Source organism: Halalkalibacter akibai JCM 9157, from assembly GCF_000513135.1.
Lineage (GTDB): Bacteria > Bacillota > Bacilli > Bacillales > Bacillaceae_D > Halalkalibacter > Halalkalibacter akibai.
Map to the genome: position 1 here is coordinate 69,158 of NZ_BAUV01000012.1, position 16,996 is coordinate 86,153.

The 16,996-nt window shown below is 39.0% G+C and carries 17 protein-coding genes, 1 riboswitch and 1 other annotated feature; of the genes, 15 read left to right on the plus strand and 2 right to left on the minus strand.

Annotated elements, in window-relative coordinates; translation table 11 throughout:
- Positions 1 to 176: 176 nt before the first annotated feature.
- On the minus strand, positions 177 to 383 hold the full coding sequence (locus JCM9157_RS09185; protein WP_035664079.1) for a YszA family small membrane protein: 207 nt from the start codon (positions 381 to 383) through the stop codon (positions 177 to 179).
- Positions 384 to 566: 183 nt separating this feature from the next.
- Positions 567 to 809 (plus strand) — a binding site (T-box leader).
- Positions 810 to 849: 40 nt separating this feature from the next.
- On the opposite strand from JCM9157_RS09185, the gene JCM9157_RS09190 reads away from it, so the two are divergent.
- The gene (locus JCM9157_RS09190) at positions 850 to 3,495 is read left to right on the plus strand and encodes a valine--tRNA ligase (protein ID WP_035664082.1); all 2,646 of its coding nucleotides are present in this window, start codon (positions 850 to 852) and stop codon (positions 3,493 to 3,495) included.
- Positions 3,496 to 3,607: 112 nt separating this feature from the next.
- Here the strand turns inward: JCM9157_RS09190 and JCM9157_RS09195 are convergent, their stop codons facing one another.
- Positions 3,608 to 3,796 carry a hypothetical protein gene (locus JCM9157_RS09195; RefSeq protein WP_035664084.1) on the minus strand — a complete coding sequence of 63 codons (189 nt, stop codon included), beginning with the start codon at positions 3,794 to 3,796 and terminating at the stop codon, positions 3,608 to 3,610.
- A 170-nt stretch (positions 3,797 to 3,966) separates the two neighbouring features.
- Between JCM9157_RS09195 and JCM9157_RS09200 the strand changes: the two genes are divergently transcribed.
- The 14 genes from JCM9157_RS09200 to JCM9157_RS09270 all read left to right on the plus strand — a co-directional run bounded on the left by JCM9157_RS09200 (position 3,967) and on the right by JCM9157_RS09270 (position 16,952).
- Entirely contained in the window at positions 3,967 to 4,410 is a 444-nt protein-coding gene (locus JCM9157_RS09200) for an RNA polymerase sigma factor (protein ID WP_052013039.1), read from the plus strand.
- A complete protein-coding gene (locus JCM9157_RS09205) occupies positions 4,403 to 4,705 on the plus strand; it encodes a hypothetical protein (protein ID WP_035664087.1) in 303 nt (100 codons plus the stop codon). The genes JCM9157_RS09200 and JCM9157_RS09205 overlap by 8 nt, the downstream gene beginning before the upstream one ends.
- The gene (locus tag JCM9157_RS09210; RefSeq protein ID WP_035664089.1) at positions 4,702 to 6,555 is read left to right on the plus strand and encodes a carboxypeptidase-like regulatory domain-containing protein; all 1,854 of its coding nucleotides are present in this window, start codon (positions 4,702 to 4,704) and stop codon (positions 6,553 to 6,555) included. Before JCM9157_RS09205 ends, JCM9157_RS09210 begins: the two co-directional genes overlap by 4 nt.
- A 426-nt stretch (positions 6,556 to 6,981) precedes the next feature.
- Positions 6,982 to 8,289 (plus strand): bifunctional folylpolyglutamate synthase/dihydrofolate synthase, encoded by a 1,308-nt coding sequence (locus tag JCM9157_RS09220; protein WP_035664093.1) that lies wholly within the window; start codon positions 6,982 to 6,984, stop codon positions 8,287 to 8,289.
- A gap of 16 nt (positions 8,290 to 8,305) precedes the next feature.
- Complete coding sequence (locus JCM9157_RS09225) at positions 8,306 to 8,980, plus strand: hypothetical protein (RefSeq protein WP_035664095.1); 675 nt, start codon at positions 8,306 to 8,308, stop codon at positions 8,978 to 8,980.
- 17 nt (positions 8,981 to 8,997) lie between these two features.
- Positions 8,998 to 10,023: a sensor domain-containing diguanylate cyclase gene (locus tag JCM9157_RS09230; protein ID WP_268870936.1), complete on the plus strand. Its 1,026-nt coding sequence runs from the start codon at positions 8,998 to 9,000 to the stop codon at positions 10,021 to 10,023.
- A gap of 201 nt (positions 10,024 to 10,224) precedes the next feature.
- Positions 10,225 to 10,307: riboswitch (cyclic di-GMP riboswitch) on the plus strand.
- A gap of 148 nt (positions 10,308 to 10,455) precedes the next feature.
- Positions 10,456 to 10,875, plus strand: coding sequence for a type II secretion system protein (locus JCM9157_RS23335; RefSeq protein ID WP_052013040.1), 420 nt, complete (start codon positions 10,456 to 10,458; stop codon positions 10,873 to 10,875).
- A gap of 73 nt (positions 10,876 to 10,948) precedes the next feature.
- The gene (locus tag JCM9157_RS09240; protein ID WP_148296841.1) at positions 10,949 to 11,695 is read left to right on the plus strand and encodes a prepilin peptidase; all 747 of its coding nucleotides are present in this window, start codon (positions 10,949 to 10,951) and stop codon (positions 11,693 to 11,695) included.
- A gap of 12 nt (positions 11,696 to 11,707) precedes the next feature.
- The gene (locus tag JCM9157_RS09245; RefSeq protein WP_035664099.1) at positions 11,708 to 12,187 is read left to right on the plus strand and encodes a type II secretion system protein; all 480 of its coding nucleotides are present in this window, start codon (positions 11,708 to 11,710) and stop codon (positions 12,185 to 12,187) included.
- Positions 12,174 to 12,626, plus strand: a complete 453-nt coding sequence (locus JCM9157_RS09250) for a PilW family protein (RefSeq protein ID WP_035664100.1) — start codon at positions 12,174 to 12,176, stop codon at positions 12,624 to 12,626. The genes JCM9157_RS09245 and JCM9157_RS09250 overlap by 14 nt, the downstream gene beginning before the upstream one ends.
- A gap of 16 nt (positions 12,627 to 12,642) precedes the next feature.
- On the plus strand, positions 12,643 to 13,692 hold the full coding sequence (locus JCM9157_RS09255; RefSeq protein WP_035664101.1) for a pilus assembly PilX N-terminal domain-containing protein: 1,050 nt from the start codon (positions 12,643 to 12,645) through the stop codon (positions 13,690 to 13,692).
- 12 nt (positions 13,693 to 13,704) lie between these two features.
- The gene (gene pilM, locus JCM9157_RS09260) at positions 13,705 to 14,832 is read left to right on the plus strand and encodes a type IV pilus biogenesis protein PilM (protein WP_035664102.1); all 1,128 of its coding nucleotides are present in this window, start codon (positions 13,705 to 13,707) and stop codon (positions 14,830 to 14,832) included.
- Between the two features lie 33 nt (positions 14,833 to 14,865).
- Entirely contained in the window at positions 14,866 to 15,426 is a 561-nt protein-coding gene (locus JCM9157_RS09265) for a hypothetical protein (RefSeq protein ID WP_035664103.1), read from the plus strand.
- The gene (locus JCM9157_RS09270; protein WP_035664105.1) at positions 15,423 to 16,952 is read left to right on the plus strand and encodes a hypothetical protein; all 1,530 of its coding nucleotides are present in this window, start codon (positions 15,423 to 15,425) and stop codon (positions 16,950 to 16,952) included. Before JCM9157_RS09265 ends, JCM9157_RS09270 begins: the two co-directional genes overlap by 4 nt.
- The last annotated feature ends 44 nt before the right edge of the window (positions 16,953 to 16,996 follow it).

Below are 16,996 nucleotides of genomic sequence, written 5' to 3' on the forward strand. Positions count from 1 at the left end.
ATGTTCGTTCCATTCTGCTACAGCCACTCGCTTTCCGCGGGGAGGTGTCGAGCCTCCTCGGCTGCGCCTGTGGGGTCTCGACCCTACCTCTAGATCCCGCAGGAGTCGAGTGACTTCCGCTCCATTACACTACGAGCAAGAAATAAAACATCAATTATTATACGAAAACAGCCTTTTTAAATAAGTTGAAAACGGATTGAGCAGTAGAATACAATCATAATGGTTAATAAAATCACATCAAAAGTAGTTGGTAATAGTAACGTTCGTAATAGTTGAAAACAAATAAGTGGCAGTAGGATTTGTCCGAACACTAGCTTAATACGAAGCCATATGCTAGGACGGTTGTGATAAGGATTATGGAAACGCCCAAAGCGTCGTTTCATCAACAAGCACCTCCTAGAACAGAAAAAAATCTCTTTCTTTACAATATGCGAAAGGGCACCTGTTTGTGTGCCCAAGGAGTCACGTGTAGATTAATTTCTCCTTGTTGTATATGAAAGAAAAAAATGGGTAATGCTCTTATTGACGAATGAAGCTGATTTAGATAGAATATAACCACAATAACAATGAAAGCGTTGAGTAGGAAGAGTAAAATCGGAACCTTTTAGAGAGAGAGATCATTAGCTGAAAGATCTCTTAAGACGTACGATTTGAATGTCGCCTAGGAGCAGCTTTTTTGAACATGCCAGTTGGCATTAGTAGATTTAGCCGGACACTGACCGTTATCAGATTGAGGTGTGTAGCCAACAGAGTTTTTTTGAGCTGCAAACAAAGGTGGTACCGCGAAAGTAACTCTCTTCGTCCTTTGGATGGAGGGGGTTTTTTTATGTTTAAAAGGAGGATTATAAGATGAGTGAAGAACAACAAGTAACAATGCCAACGAAGTACAACCCACAAGAAACAGAAGCTAAATGGTATTCCTACTGGCTTGAAGGGAAATTTTTTGAAGCAACAGGAGATCAATCAAAACAACCTTATTCAATAGTGATTCCGCCACCAAACGTAACAGGAAAACTACATCTTGGTCATGCATGGGATACAACACTACAAGATATCCTTGCTCGCGTTAAACGTATGCAAGGCTACGATACGTTATGGCTACCAGGAATGGACCACGCTGGAATTGCGACACAAGCGAAAGTTGAAGCGAAATTAAAAGAAGAAGGCCTAAGCCGTTATGACCTTGGACGTGAGAAATTCCTTGAAAAATCATGGGAGTGGAAAGAAGAGTATGCTTCTTTCATCCGTAATCAATGGTCAAAAGTAGGTCTTTCCCTAGACTATTCACGTGAGCGTTTTACACTAGATGAAGGTTTATCAAAAGCCGTTCGTGAAGTGTTTGTAAAGCTTTATGAAAAAGGTTTAATCTATCGCGGAGAATACATCATCAACTGGGATCCGCAAACGAAAACGGCTTTATCTGATATTGAAGTCATTTATCAAGACGTTCAAGGCGCTTTCTACCATATGAACTATCCATTAACAGATGGTAGCGGAGACATTAACGTTGCAACAACACGTCCGGAAACGATGCTAGGTGACACAGCTGTTGCGGTTCATCCAGAAGACGACCGTTACAAGCATTTAATCGGGAAAACCGTTACCCTTCCAATTACAGGACGAGAAATTCCAATCGTAGCAGATGACTATGTAGACATGGAATTCGGTTCAGGTGCTGTGAAAATCACACCAGCTCATGATCCGAATGACTTCGAAATCGGAAACCGTCATAATCTAGCAAGAATTCTAGTAATGAATGAAGACGGAACAATGAACGAAAACGCAGGCAAATACAACGGACTTGATCGTTTTGAATGCCGTAAGCAAATTGTAAAAGATCTACAAGACGCAGGGGTCCTATTCAAAATTGAAGAGCATATGCACTCAGTTGGTCACTCAGAAAGAAGTGGAGCAGTTGTTGAGCCTTATCTTTCGACACAATGGTTCGTTAAAATGCAACCATTAGCTGATGCAGCGATTGACCTTCAAAACTCAGAGGAAAAGGTCAACTTTGTTCCAGATCGTTTCGAGAAAACCTACTTACGCTGGATGGAAAACATCCGTGACTGGTGTATTTCAAGACAACTTTGGTGGGGACACCGTATCCCAGCTTGGTATCACAAAGAAACAGGTGAAGTGTACGTAGGTCACGAAGCACCTGAAGACGCAGAAAATTGGGATCAAGACAATGATGTTCTAGACACTTGGTTTAGTTCAGCGCTATGGCCGTTCTCAACAATGGGCTGGCCTGACGAAAAATCTGCAGATTATGAGCGCTTCTACTCAACGAATGTACTTGTGACAGGCTATGATATCATTTTCTTCTGGGTATCTCGTATGATTTTCCAAGGACTTGAGTTCACAGGCAAACGCCCATTTGATGATGTGTTAATTCACGGCCTTGTAAGAGACTCTGAAGGTCGAAAAATGAGTAAATCGCTTGGTAACGGTGTTGATCCAATGGATGTTATCGACAAATATGGTGCTGATTCATTACGATTCTTCTTATCTACCGGTAGTTCCCCGGGAAATGACTTGCGTTTTTATTGGGAAAAGGTCGAATCAACGTGGAACTTCGGAAATAAGATTTGGAACGCGTCTAGATTCGCCCTTATGAACATGCAAGGCTTAAAATACGAGGAAATCGACTTAACAGGCGAAAAGACAATTGCAGACAAGTGGATTTTAACACGTCTTCAAGAAACAATTGCCGATGTTACCCGCTTAATTGATGCGTATGAGTTCGGTGAAGTAGGACGTATTTTATACAACTTCATATGGGATGATCTCTGTGACTGGTACATTGAGATGGCGAAATTGCCATTATACGGAGAAGATGAGGCGGCTAAGAAAACGACAAGATCTGTGCTTGCTTATGTATTAGATCAAACAATGCGACTTCTTCACCCAATGATGCCGTTTATTACCGAGGAAATTTGGCAACATTTGCCACACGAAGGCGAATCGATAACAATTGCGGCATGGCCTGAAAAGAAACAAGAGCTAATCTTCACAGATGCTGTCGAAGACATGGAAATGTTAAAAGATATCATTCGCTCTGTTCGTAACATCAGAGCAGAGTTAAATGTACCAATGAGCAAGCAAATTGAGCTATTAGTTCGAGCGAAGAACGACAACATTCAAGCTCAACTGAAACGAGGAGAAAGCTACATCGAAAAGTTCTGTAACCCAAGCGAGCTTAAAATCGGAACAGATGTAACGGCACCGGAAAAATCAATGTCACAAGTATTGTCTGGTGTTGAATTATTCTTACCGTTAGCTGGATTACTTGACCTTGACGCTGAAATTGCTCGTCTAGAAAAAGAGTTAGAAAAGCTAAATAAAGAAGTAGAGCGTGTAGACAAGAAGCTAGGAAACCAAGGCTTTATTGCGAAAGCACCTGCTCACGTAATTGAAGAAGAAAAAGCAAAACAAGCTGATTATATAGCAAAACGTGAGACGGTTGAAGCGCGTATTGCGGAGTTAAGAGCTTAGGAAGTTATATGGGAAAGAGATCAAATCTGTGAGAGTGGATTTGATCTCTTTTTTGTTTAATCGAGGACTCAGAGGTCGCTATTTCAGTTGAAATGGGGGATTTCAGTAGACCTTATCTTCTCTTTTCATGCTCTAGTTTAGTTGATTTTAAGTCAATAAGAGCACCTGTGTCCTCTAGGCAATATAAAATAGGCAATAAAGCTTGAATAGGTGCATCTGAGTCCGCCACCGCACCAAGTTGGTAAACCTCTGCAATCCCCCCACAGCAAAAATATTTATAAAAATTCCCAAATATGTGCAACCAAAACCTGCTATGATGACTCTATTATGTAGCGGATCAAAATAAAGCGTTTTTTATTAGAGGAGAACTAAGATGGAGGAACTCGTTCAGAGGTTGAGAGAGAAGGAGGAAGCGGCCTACAGGGAGTGCATGGAGCTTTATAGCCATGATGCTTAAGGCTTGCCTACTTGATGTTAAAAGATAGGTATGAAGCAGAAGATGTTGTTCAAGATGCTTTTCTACTCGCTTTCGAAAAAATAAGTCAGTTACAAGAAGCCGCGAAACTCAAACACTGGCTTGTTTCTATTGTGATCAATCAATGTCGAAAACGAACGAGGCGTTGGAGTTTTAAGAATATCTTACTTAGACGCTCAGAAGACATATTTGAAGATGGGATTGTCGAGGAAACTCCTGAGAGTGAATTGTTGCGACTCATAGAAGGACAATCGCTTAGTGTGGAAATTAGAGCGCTCGATTTTAAATACCGAGAAGTGATCGCGTTGTTTTATTTTCAACAACTCAGTGTGAAGGAAATTTCGGATATAACAAAGGAAAATGAAAGTACAATCAAAAGCCGCTTGTCACGCGGTAGAAAACAATTAAAAGAACGGTTAAAGGGTGAGCGAAGTGAATGACCAAGAAAAATGGAAGAAACAACTCGATCAAGAACTAGAGCTTATTCAATTTACCAAGATAGAGCAAGTACTAGCCCAAACCCATCCAAAAACGTTCAAACAAAAGTGGAGTCAGTGGTTAAACAAAGAAATTTCATTACCGCTTGTTCCTCTTGTTGCGGCGACTTCTATATTCCTAGCAATAGGCGTTTTCCAAACGCTCGACTTGAACGAAGTCGAATCAAGAGAACTAATTGAAATTCAAGGAAATATATATTGGAGCGATATGATAGCCGAGAGGATGAAGCAGTCATGAAAATAAAAATGAAGATGAAACATCTACTTATTGGCATTTTGTCTTTTGCTGTACTATTGCTTGGTATTCAAGTTTTGGTCCTCCCGCTTTGGAAAGAACATCTGGTGACGAAAGCTTATACAGTAGGAGCTCCGAAAACCGGGGAAATGATCAAATCGTTAATCGATGACTCGTGGTCAGATAAGAAAAAACTTGGGTTTATTGAAACATATATGATTGAACCGACCATCAACGTTCACATATATGATCTTTATTTAACCTCCTCTTCTTCCACTTGGTCACACGAAGGGAGCTGGAGAGGATTCGAAGCCGAAGAGATCCAACCTTATTTAACTTACTATGTTGATAAAGGAAATCCACATAAATTTTATTATGACTATGCAGTCGCTATGAGAGCCGAACATATTGCTAAAACGGATTCCGTTGATGACGCTATTGTTTACGTTGAAAAACAAATAAAAGAGATCTCCACAAAAAGAGATTATGTAGAAAGTAAACTTACGCTTCTTCTTGCAGAGTTATACAAGCGATCTGGTGATCTAGATCACGCACTCGTGTTATTAGACGAAATAAGAGACCAAGAAAAAGAGCGTTTACAAGAGTTTGTTGAAGAATATGTGTTATCCGAGGATTGGACTTTATTAAAAGCGAAAATCTTGTTAGAAAAGAACAATGTGAAAGAAGCGATAAGCACGTTATCTGAGTGGGAAGAATCGCAAAAGCTTCTAGCGCAAAGAGATGAATGGATTGAGTATTATGATGATAACCGGATTACTAGGTTAAAAGAGAGGCTACTTGCCGTAGGGGAAGTATTTGAATATGGCACGGTCTCAGGCTTTGTCCAAAAGGAAGATGGTACACCGATAGTAGGGACTGCGGTTATGCTACGTGATCAAAGTAGAGCTAATTACTCGGTCGACCCTTATGGTGAGGATTATCAAACTGTAACCGATGAACAAGGTTACTATGAAGTGACCGGTGTATTACCAGGGGAGTATCAAATTGGTCTCGGGTTAAGCTTCAATCAAATTAGTGGATACTCATGGCCAGTTGAAATAGAAGATTCTATATCTGTCGAAAACGATTCAAAAGCTGTTTATGACGTAGAATTACGAAAATTGATGAATGTTGTATCACCAGTTAATAATCAAGCCATTGACACAGAAACGATTTTGTTTGAGTGGGAGGAAACAACGGCTGCTTATTATCTTGTCTACGCTGCTTATCATTTTGAGCACGGTTCAGTTTCCATGCAAATCAGTGAGGAAATTCAAGAGCATAGTTGGGAAGCAAGAATCGAGGATTTGCATCATATCGGTTTCTTTGTTGACTACGATGTTAGAGATGAAGAGAATTATGAGGGAGCATTTGCCCCTGGCCAACTGTTTGATTTTATTCATCCAGCAGGGAAGTTCTCATGGTCAGTTGCGGCCTATGATGAAAATGGCAAAGAAATCCGTCGCAGCAATGGTTACCGATTAGACGATGCGTTAGTTGAGGAGTTACCATTCTTCACGTTAACAAACCGAGAGCCAAGTAAAGGCGATCAGTTATTACTAGATGGAAAACATCAGCAAGCCTTAGAAGCCTACCGAACGTTAATCAAAGAAAACAAAGAAGATGACCTATCACTTAGAATGGCAGTTAAACTCATTAACGGTCTTAGACAACAAAAGGTTGGAAATGATGAAAAGTTAAGAGAAGAAATGTACGGATACATCGCACAGCTTTCTACCTTAACAGAAAAACCATTTTACGCAGAAATGATGATGGATAAAGCAGAAAAAGAAGATAACCAGATTGAGTATGATAAGTGGAAGAAAATTTATGATGAGCATCAGGGTGGGTAGTTTTTCTAATTCGCAAATTTGAACACAAGATGGTTGTCATTTTAATTCCCCGGCTCCGTTACATTGCGCTTCAGACACTTGCTTTCCGCGGGGAGGAAGCCAAGCCACCACGACTTCGTCTGTGTGGTCTTGCCCTTCCCTCTCTTCCCGCAGGAGTCAAGTGTCTTCCGCTCCATTTCACTAGATTCAGGAAAACTAACTAAAAAAACAAAGTATACGAAATTAACTTGAAAGTCTTTTACAGCATGTACTTCACAATTTGGTTCAAGGATCTCTCCAAAAGGTTTAAACATCAACCTTCGAGAGATCCTATTTTTATTGGAATTTTCTAAAAAGGAAGGAACATCCGCTTTCATTCGACAAGATTCTACGTTAAAATAGTAAGTTGAGAGAAAGATTAATGTAGAACGTCAGGAGGGGATCGGTTTGAACAGTCGATCAGAAGTGATTGAATGGGTAGAAGGATTGCTTCCATTTGGTATTAAACCAGGTTTAGAGCGAATGGAAGCAATGCTAGATTCATTAGGAGAACCACAACAGAAACTTAAAACCATTCATATCGCAGGAACAAACGGCAAAGGCTCAACGGTTAGTTTTATCCGTCACATACTAGAAGCAGAAGGATACTCCGTTGGAACCTTTACATCTCCTTCAATTGAATTCTTTGAAGACCGAATCTCTGTAAACGGTATTCCTATCTCTGAAGTTGATTTAATAGCGACGGCGAACCGCATTCGCCCATTAGTAGAGAAAATTAGTCAAACAGAGCTAGGCAGTCCAACTGAATTTGAAGTCATTACAGCGATAGCAATAGATTATTTTACAAACATCGCTCAACCTGACGTTGTCTTAATGGAAGTAGGCTTAGGGGGGCGGTTAGACTCAACTAATGTAATTACTCCGATCCTTTCCGTCATCACGTCGATAGGCTATGATCATATGCACATACTCGGTAACTCGCTTTCAGAGATTGCCTTTGAGAAAGCAGGAATCATTAAACCAGGAGTCCCTGTTGTATCAGCTGTTCCTCAATTAGAAGCAAAAGCAGTGATTCAAAACCAAGCAACAACACTCAGCTCAGATTTGTACGAGCTAGATAAACATTTCACTCAGACACTTGTTTCTATAGATGAACAAAAACAAGTGTTCACATACCAAAGTGAAAACGACTCTTTTGATGTAACCATTCAAATGCCAGGTCGACATCAAAGAGAAAACGCAGCGCTAGCTATTTGTGCGGTACAAGTTTTACAAACTACTCAACAATTTCAAATAAATGAAGATTCATTAAAAACAGGATTGTTTTACACAACGTGGCCAGGTCGCTTTGAACGAATCGAAGCTGAACCAGTTGTGATCTTAGATGGGGCACACAACAAGGAAGGGATGGAAGCGTTGGCTGAAACACTTTCCTTACATTATCCTGATAAACGCTATCGCTTTGTGATAGCTGCAACGAAGGAAAAAGACATGGACGTGCTTCTTCAGCCATTTACAAACTGGCATGCGACATTTACGTTCACGAGCTTTCCTTTTGAACGAGCAGCTAAAGCAGTTGACTTGTGGGAGCAAGCCCCTGTTAAACAAAAACGATATAGTGAAGACTGGGAACAAGTTTTAGATGAAGAACGATCAAGCACACAATTAGATGAAGTGTTTATCATATGTGGTTCGTTATATTTTATTTCAAAAGTAAGAGAAAAGTGGAAGAGCTTAGTGAAGCTTTCAACTTAGAAAAGAGGTGATGGTCATGTCGAGGCATAAAGAAAAGATAATCTGGATCATATGGGGTTTCGTTTTTTTAGCTGTGTTTGCTTATTTAGCTCAAGCACAAACCTTTAAGATGCTTACAACTGTCGATTCAATCGCTTTCCTTGCACTCGCCATGTTAACAGCCATCCTGCCAATCCAATATCGAAATCATACACTAACGTTCTTTCAATGGATTACGCTCGCGATTTTTATCAAATATGGTTTTAATCTCGAAGTCCTGATCAGTCAAATGGCAGTTCTAGCGGCACTAATAGCATCTGGTTTAACTAAACAAACCCTTTACCGAATACCGATTAACTCTTTAATTTTCTTAATAACTTCTATTGTCTCAGCTTCTATGTTTTATTTAGTCGGGGGGCAAACGGGAGATCTTTTCTCGATGCTATATCACGGACACGCCATGCTAGTCTATGCCATGTGTATTCTTGTTTTAAATCACGTCCTTATCTTCGCGACAAGAAGATATCTATTTAGTATAAAAGGGCAAAACTTTTTTAAAGCATTAACGAGAGAAATGATCTCAGCTACGATTTTATTGCCAATTGTCATTCTGTTAATCATTCTACACAAAGAAATTGGCTCCTTTGCTGTTTTATTTACAGGCATTGCTTTATCGGAATATCAATTGTCTTTAAGCTATACAACAGAGTAGAGAAAGTAAACCATCTGCTGAAAGAAGTAACTAAGTTCGGCTATGAATTAAACTCCAGTTCAACGGTTGAAGAATTGATGGATAAAGTCCGTAACCACTTAAAACAATTTGTCGATTGGGATCAACTTTATTTTTACAATGTTAAAAATAAAAGCTTAACATTGGCTTACATGGATCAAAGAGGAAACGAAGCGATTCCGCTTATTTTAAAATATGGGGACGGGATCAGCTTACAAACGGCACTCGATGAAACGATCACATTGGAAAATGAACGTTCTTATTGGTCTCTCCGTGGGAAAAGTCTCCCAGATGATTTAGAAACGATTCTCGCGCTGCCAATAAAAGATCAAGAAGCAGTCAAAGGTGTTCTAACGATTGCATCAACGAAACAAAAAGCATACAGAACAGATCAAATTATGATCATAGAAATCATTGCAAACATGTTAGCCATAGCGTTAACTAATGTTCAATATCTAGAAAAAACCAAAAGAGAAAGTCACTTTTGTCCTCTTACCAATCTATATAACTTCCGTTTCTTTGAACAAGCCCTTAAAGACAATTTAGAAGAAACGAAGCAAACTTCTTTAATCTTACTAGATTTAGATCACTTTAAAAAAATTAATGACACTTACGGACATCAAAGCGGAAACGATGTGTTAATCGAAATTGCTAGTAGATTAACGCAAACCTGTCCGAACGAAGTAGTAGCAAGATACGGGGGCGAGGAATTTGTGATTCTTCTCCCAAATCAAACGGAGGAAGAAGCCTACCAGACAGGTTTAAAAGTCCAAAAAGCTTTAAAACAAGATCCTATTATCATTCAAAATGACTTAACCGATCATAAGCCAGCAGAAATCAATGTCACTGCAAGTATTGGAATAGCTAGCACAGAACAGGTTAATGAAGAAGATGAAACGACATTAGATGCTGTCACTCTCATCCGCCGAGCTGACCGTGCGATGTATAATGGCGCAAAACAACAAGGCCGTGATAAAGTAGCTAGCTTCAGTGGACTGAAAAAAGGACTAGCAGTTCAATCATAATAAAAGTAAAAACGACAACATAGGTCTTTCGACACTGTTGTCGTTTTTAAGTATACGGTGTCGAATAGAGTCGTATCGTCAGTGTAATATATTAGAAATGGAAGATTGTTGTTGAATAAAGACAAAAACTAGGAAAATAGTATTGACATACCAGTTCTATGGGATTAATATAAAAGTAACAAAAGAACACTATATAGAACAACTTGAAGGAAAGTGAAGAACTACGACTTGTATATGGGCACCTGAGTCGTAAGGAGCTATTGGTGCAACCGGCCGCTTTAAGTCTACTAACAGGTAGATTTCGTAAAGGGCTTTTTGTTTGCTCTCGTTTCGTACATATGGATTTTTTTGGTTATTTAATGGTTCTAAAGGCTTGGTGATAAAGTCTGGCCTTTGACATAAAACTAATTAAAAAAGAGGAGTGCTAGTAGAATGAGAAAACTTATTCAAAAAAGATTGAAAAATCAAAAAGGTTTAACACTTATCGAGTTATTGGTTGTTATTGTTATTTTGGGGATTATTGCTGCGGTAACGATTCCGATGATAATGGGGAATACAGAAAGAGCGAATGCAGCAACGAATGAAACAAATATGAAAATTATAAATGATGCACTGAGCAGATATGAAACATTAAACGAAGGGAAGTTACCAAGTGGGGCTGATAAAACACTTGTTAAGATATTGGAAGAATCAGGTGTTGATGAAGGTGGTCCTTATCTAGATGAAATCCCTGGTGTTGAAGGCTGCGAATCTGACTTTGCTTTTGATACTAGTGAAGGCGGAAATGCCAATAGAGTTATTATCCCTAATGGTTGTCCAGGGGGAGAGCCATTACCTGTAGTGGAAGGTTAATTAAAATTAGGTAAGCTGTCGCTATCATAATGATGGTGACAGCTTAATTAATATAGAAAGTAGGGAAATTGGTTTGTTATTATCTGCTTATTTTTTTATCATGGCTCTTGTATTAGGTAGCTTCTTCAACGTAGTAGCAATCCGCCTACTAAAAAAACAATCAGTAGCATTCCCACCATCAAACTGCCCAAATTGCAATCACAAACTATCAGCACTAGATCTAGTACCTGTACTAAGCTACCTCTTCTTAAAAGGTAAATGTCGCTACTGCCGCGTGAAAATCTCTCCGTTATACCCGTTCGGTGAACTGTTAACAGCTTCATCTCTTTTCGTTGTTTATAAGTTTGTCGGGTTTGAACTTGAATTGATTCCTGCTGTCATCATTACAATTGTCCTAGTATTAGCGGTTTTAACAGATATTCGTGAACAACTCATCTTAGATATCATTACATTACCAGCTTTAGGAATTTTGTTAATTGCACGTTTATTTATTGGAACAGAACCGTTTTGGTTTTATTTGCTAGGTGGAATTGTTGGTTTTGTATTGTTACTTCTTATTGCGATTGTCAGTCGTGGTGGTATGGGTGGTGGCGATATAAAGCTATATGCAGCGATTGGGGTTGCGTTAGGTCCTTGGTTGACGTTAATGAGTTTGGTGCTTGCTTCTTTCGTCGGAGCTGTTGTTGGTTCAATTTTAATGGTTACGGGTCTTGTGAAAAGAAAACAACCGATCGCGTTTGGTCCGTTTATTTTAATCGGGACAATTGGCGCCTATCTTTTTGGTTATGAAATCTGGGACTGGTATATCGGACTATGGTAGGGGTGTAGTAGAATGAGAGATGAGAGAGGGTTTACCCTTGTTGAACTGCTAGCTGCAATTGTGATAGCAGGTGTGATTATCGTACCGCTGTTAACGATTATGACAGGTACTTTTACTCGGACGATGAATCAGGATAAAGAAACGAACATTTCCTATGTGGCACAAGAAGTCGTTGAGAAAGTTTTGAATCATCGGACTCCTTTAGAAAGAGGTTCTTATTGCTTCTCAAATATGGTAGATGTTTGTGACGGTTTAGCCATATCAGGTTTAGAAGCTTTGCCTTCGCCATACAACGAAATCAATACGACAGAGGATATTGTGGTTTTAGTTGAAGTTAAGGCTTTTGATCCTGATGCTGATATTAGTGATTATAATGAAGTGTTTGTTACGGTAACAAATGAAGGATATATCGTGAATGGTCCTTCTGGTGGAGTGATTGAGAAAGAAAATATCGTTGAATTAGTAACGGTGGTGAGAGATGAAAATGGCTAATGAAAGAGGAATTACACTAGTCGAGTTATTAGTTGTTATTACGATTATGGGTGTAATTACAGCTGCTGTTACTGGATTAGTTAGTTACTCGCTTAAGACGGAGAAGGTAGTTTCGGGTCAAAATGATGTTCAGAGAGAAGCTAGATTTATCATGGAACATATGACGGAGAAAATGAGAGACACTGCTTATTGGTTTGAAGATACAGGTACAGGTAACTGGACATTGGAAAAAGACGGGACCGTTTTTTTGACGTATGTTAATAGTGATAAAAAAATCACGTTAGGTGAACAAACTGGAAGTGTCCTTAGTGACTCTGTAACTAAATTTGAGGTTAAAGAGAATGAAGCAGATCGGAACGAAGTGGATGTCATCTTAGAAATAACAAAACCGAACGGGAAAATTAAATTGGAATCTACTATTATTTATTCTAGGTTTTAAGAAGGGATGACATGAAATGAAAAAATATCTTTCATCTGAATCGGGTGCTGCTTTAATATTAGTGCTATTCTCTGTTGTGCTGCTCAGTGCTGTTGGAACAATGATGCTAACAACGACTACTTATAGCCAAAAAACGATTGTTAATAATGAAGAAATTCAAGAGGAATTTTACCGAGCTGAAGGAGCTATTGAAATGGCTCTTGGAGAGATGGGTGTGACAAATAGTAGTAAGTTTACGTTCTTAAAGGATCATTATCCTTCTTACAATCGGTCGTACACAATTGGGGACGAAGAAGTACTTGTAACGGTTGAACTTTCAAAGGATAGCGAAGCCCCGTCAGCAGCAAATATTGAAAAAATAGATTCGATTAACGCTAAAATAACGGCAAGATATTTAAACAATTCTAAAGTCAGTCGAACACTAGAAATGGCTGCAACTGAAACAACAATTAAACATTTAAGTACGTACATTAGCCCAGGTAAAGCAATCAACTATGTTGATAGTGAAGAAATAGAAAAAGAAGCCGTTCAAAATAAGATTGATAAAGAAAATATTGTGAATGTAGATTTAGATCTTTATACCAACGCTAAACAAGAAGCTACTAGTAAGTTTAACTTAGTGAACAAAGGAAATCTGAATAATGGTAGTCATTACAACAAAGATCTAACCGTTATTGAGTCAGGTGTTTATGGGGAAATAAGTCCTCCAGGCGGTCGAAACGTTTTAATCGCCGAAAATTCAGTTGTCGTAGTAAATAAACTTGAACTACTAGGAAACAATACGCTAACGGTTAAAGGATTGTTAATCGTTAATAATCTTTATATAAATGGTGGTCCTGCTTTTGTCATTGACTCTGGTATTATTGCGAACGAAATTAATTTCGGAGGAAATTACGGGAAATCTAAACAACCTTTTACACTAGACGGAGCTGCTGTGGGGATTGATTGTGCGACATTACCTGCATTAGCGTCAAAATGTACAAGTGCGCCTGGTGGAGGAGTTGGAGGAACGACTTCAACAACTCATGGGTCGACGAATTTATCTTTATATACAAATCGCAACTAATGAGGTGCTAACATGTTATTCAATAACAAATACTCAGGGATTGACTTTCGTGATAACAAAGTCACCTTTGCAACGGTGAAATTAGATAAGCAAGCTCCGATACTAGAAGACATCTATGAAACGCCACTGAAAGAAAATGTTGTCAATAATGGTGTTGTCATGGAGAAAGGGCTGTTATCAACAGCCCTTCGTACGTATTTTCAGAGCGGAAAAGTGAACTCAAAACAAGCACATCTAGCTATTCCTACTCAAAATACATTAATTCGTAAAATTACAACGTTACCTGATTTAGAGGAAAAAGAATTAGCAAAATTACTTCAGTTTCAAATTGGTGAAACGATTCATTTGCCTTTTGAAGATCCGATCTATGATTTTGTGAAAATAGGTTCGATTCTCCCGAAAGGAGAACAATCAGCCAATGAAGATGATGATTTTACGCTTGAAGATTTAACGAATAAGGTTGAAAAAGAAATGCAAGGACCGAAAAGTGAAATTTTGTTCTTTGCTACTTCAAGACCAATTTCTCAAAGTTTAATGGAGACGTGTGAGAAAGCTGGATTTAAGCCGCAAACAGCTGAGATTAGAGGACTTTCGTTACAACGTCTTCTCATGTATTTGCACCCAAGCTGGTTAAAGGGAACCGAAATGATTATGGATGTGACTGAGGAAACGGTTGATATTCATATTTTCAAGAATGACCTAATCGTGTTTTCGAGAACGATGGCGATAGAAAGCAATGATTATATCCAAACGCCAACTCCGGAAGCAGAAGTCTTATCTTTTTCCGATGATGCTTTAATCCAAACTGAAGTGGCAGCTACGGTTGAGCCTGTTGCATGGGACATAGATCAATACGTATCTGCTGTTATCAGCGAATTCCAAAAAGCCCAAAACTTCTTCAGATACTCTCTCGGCGAACGTGACAGTGAGTTTAGCCGAATTATCTTAACAGGTGATTACGCTAGTAAAATAGCAAGCTCTTTATCTTCAAGACTACAAATGGACATTAGTTCAATTGATTATAGCTCGATCCTTTCTCACGACAACATGACGCAGCAACAGCTGGATTCTTGTAGTGTGGCAATTGGACTAGCTCTTCGAACGAACGATAAACCAGATAAAAATAGAAAACTAAAATAATTAAGAGAAGCGTTGCAGATTGGAGCGATAGTCGTGAACATTAGTATAGACTTATTACCTCAACGAACGAGATCAAGAACAGGAAATCTTCCTATCATCCCAGTGGCCGGGGTACTCTCCATTGTTGCAGGTGCTGTTGTGTTAACTTATACATTTTTAGATACGAGAAGTAATGTTGAAGCTCTTGAAGCACAAGTAGCTACACAGACGGAGCTGTTGACGGCAGTTGAAGCTGATTTCTTAGCGATGACGACTGGCATTAATGATTATAATTACGTTGACTACTTTACTTCAATGGACACTTTATTAACAAACGTATATAAAGGAACGATTCCGTTAAAACAACGAATCTATTTTCATTTGCCAGAAGAGGCTTCTGTGAATAGCTATTCTTACGTTAATAATGGAGATCTTTCCATCCAGATTACTTCGGTTTCTAAAGGAGATGCGGCTGTTTATTTACATCATCTTTTGAATGAACAAGAAGTGAGTGGGGCTGAAGTGAATACAATTGCCTTAGAAGGTGATGAGGGTGTAACGTATTTGTCTAATTACACATTAAAGCTGAAAACGTTAGTAGGTGAAGATCAATGAACGAGTGGTTAATACGAAATCAAAAGCCGGTCTTATATATTATTATTCTCTTGTTTTTAGGATTAGCCTCGTTCTATCTTTATCAAGTGAAGCCGCTGCAAGCACATGAAGCAGGGCAAGAGCGAGAGTTGCAACGAGTTAAGAACAGCATTTCTGATTACGAAGTGCAAATGGCCAAAATGGAGCAACAGTTTTTGACGGAGGAAGAAGCTCGTGATCTACTAGCGAAAGTTCCAATACGTCCTAACGTTGAACAAATGGTCGCTAATTTAGAACGTACAGAACTTGAAACGGAAATTGTCATTCAAAACATCGGGATTAGTATTTCTCCAAACGAAGGAGAAGGGGAAAAGTGGAAACATATTTTGCCTGAAGAAGTTTATACAATCCTAGAAGAGAAAGTAACCGAAATTGATGACATTCAAGTTTCCTATGTGGAAATGACTCTTTCTGTTGAAGGAGAAGAAGAGAACGTTCATTCATTTGTTGATAAAATTGAAAACCTTGAGCGGATTACACACATTCAAAGTTATTCCTATACAACGGATGAGGAAACAGAAGAGGTCTCAGCTAACATTACGATTAGATCGTTTTACACGGAAGACTTTACACCATTTATCGAGGAAACAGAAGAATTTGAGCTAGATTACGAGTTTAACTCGACGAAGATTAAGTCTTACTTAGATGCTGCAGCTAAAAAAGAAGCTGAAGAAAGCACGGAAGGAACGGCTACGGAGGGGACAAGCGGAGGGACGAATACCATTTTTATCCCTGTTTATCCTGAACCTGTAGGTGAACCGATTCCTGCCCCAACACCAACACCTGAGCCTACACCTAGTCCACAGCCGAAGCAGCCTGTTACAGGGTTAAGTGAGATTGAACTTTACTATCAGCCTTCTTCGTTTGATCTAAAAGTGAAAGCAGATGATACAGTTTTCTACGTTGTTCAAACGGGTGGTTACAATACAGAAGTTTTCTTTATGAATCAATTAGAGCGATTAATGAACGCTGGAATTTATCCTCGTACGGTTGTAAGAGACTATGATCCAAAGTTAACGACATTAGTCATCCATACTGGGTTTGCTCATAATCGTGACTCGGCAGACAAGCTTGGGAAACAATTAGAAAGCATGAATAGTAACTTCCGTTCATGGGTAGACGAAATCCCATTCAGACTACCTGCTACTGAACAAGAAAACGTACTCCCAGCTGCGCATGAAGCTGTAACGTTAATCAGTGTGTTAGCAAGTAATGGGTTAACAAATCCAAGCTATAAACCAACAGATGTTCAAGTACAAACAATTGAACAAAAAGTAAAATCATATGAGACTTTAGCGAACGAAGCAATCCAACAAACAACGGATGAAGCTCGCAAGGTTCAATTACAAGATACGATTACATTCCTGAAACTTGCTGAGAAATCAGTCAAGGAATTTAATGAAACAGGTAAGAAAGAAGTGCTTTGGAGTACGCAAGGTGCGTTGCTTGACTTCGTTCACACATTAAATGGATACGAGCGTTACTAGAGAATAACTCCGACCGTCACTTACTAGTCCTTAGAGAAAAGGAG

Excerpts from the sequence above, each read along its gene's own strand:
- JCM9157_RS09250 (WP_035664100.1), top strand. The coding sequence starts at position 12,174 with ATGAAAATGGCTAATGAAAGAGGAATTACACTAGTCGAGTTATTAGTT.
- JCM9157_RS09190 (WP_035664082.1), top strand. The coding sequence starts at position 850 with ATGAGTGAAGAACAACAAGTAACAATGCCAACGAAGTACAACCCACAA.
- JCM9157_RS09245 (WP_035664099.1), top strand. The coding sequence starts at position 11,708 with ATGAGAGATGAGAGAGGGTTTACCCTTGTTGAACTGCTAGCTGCAATT.
- JCM9157_RS09185 (WP_035664079.1), bottom strand. The coding sequence starts at position 383 with ATGAAACGACGCTTTGGGCGTTTCCATAATCCTTATCACAACCGTCCT.
- pilM (WP_035664102.1), top strand. The coding sequence starts at position 13,705 with ATGTTATTCAATAACAAATACTCAGGGATTGACTTTCGTGATAACAAA.
- JCM9157_RS09210 (WP_035664089.1), top strand. The coding sequence starts at position 4,702 with ATGAAAATAAAAATGAAGATGAAACATCTACTTATTGGCATTTTGTCT.
- JCM9157_RS09225 (WP_035664095.1), top strand. The coding sequence starts at position 8,306 with ATGTCGAGGCATAAAGAAAAGATAATCTGGATCATATGGGGTTTCGTT.
- JCM9157_RS09200 (WP_052013039.1), top strand. The coding sequence starts at position 3,967 with ATGTTAAAAGATAGGTATGAAGCAGAAGATGTTGTTCAAGATGCTTTT.
- JCM9157_RS09255 (WP_035664101.1), top strand. The coding sequence starts at position 12,643 with ATGAAAAAATATCTTTCATCTGAATCGGGTGCTGCTTTAATATTAGTG.
- JCM9157_RS09270 (WP_035664105.1), top strand. The coding sequence starts at position 15,423 with ATGAACGAGTGGTTAATACGAAATCAAAAGCCGGTCTTATATATTATT.
- JCM9157_RS23335 (WP_052013040.1), top strand. The coding sequence starts at position 10,456 with ATGAGAAAACTTATTCAAAAAAGATTGAAAAATCAAAAAGGTTTAACA.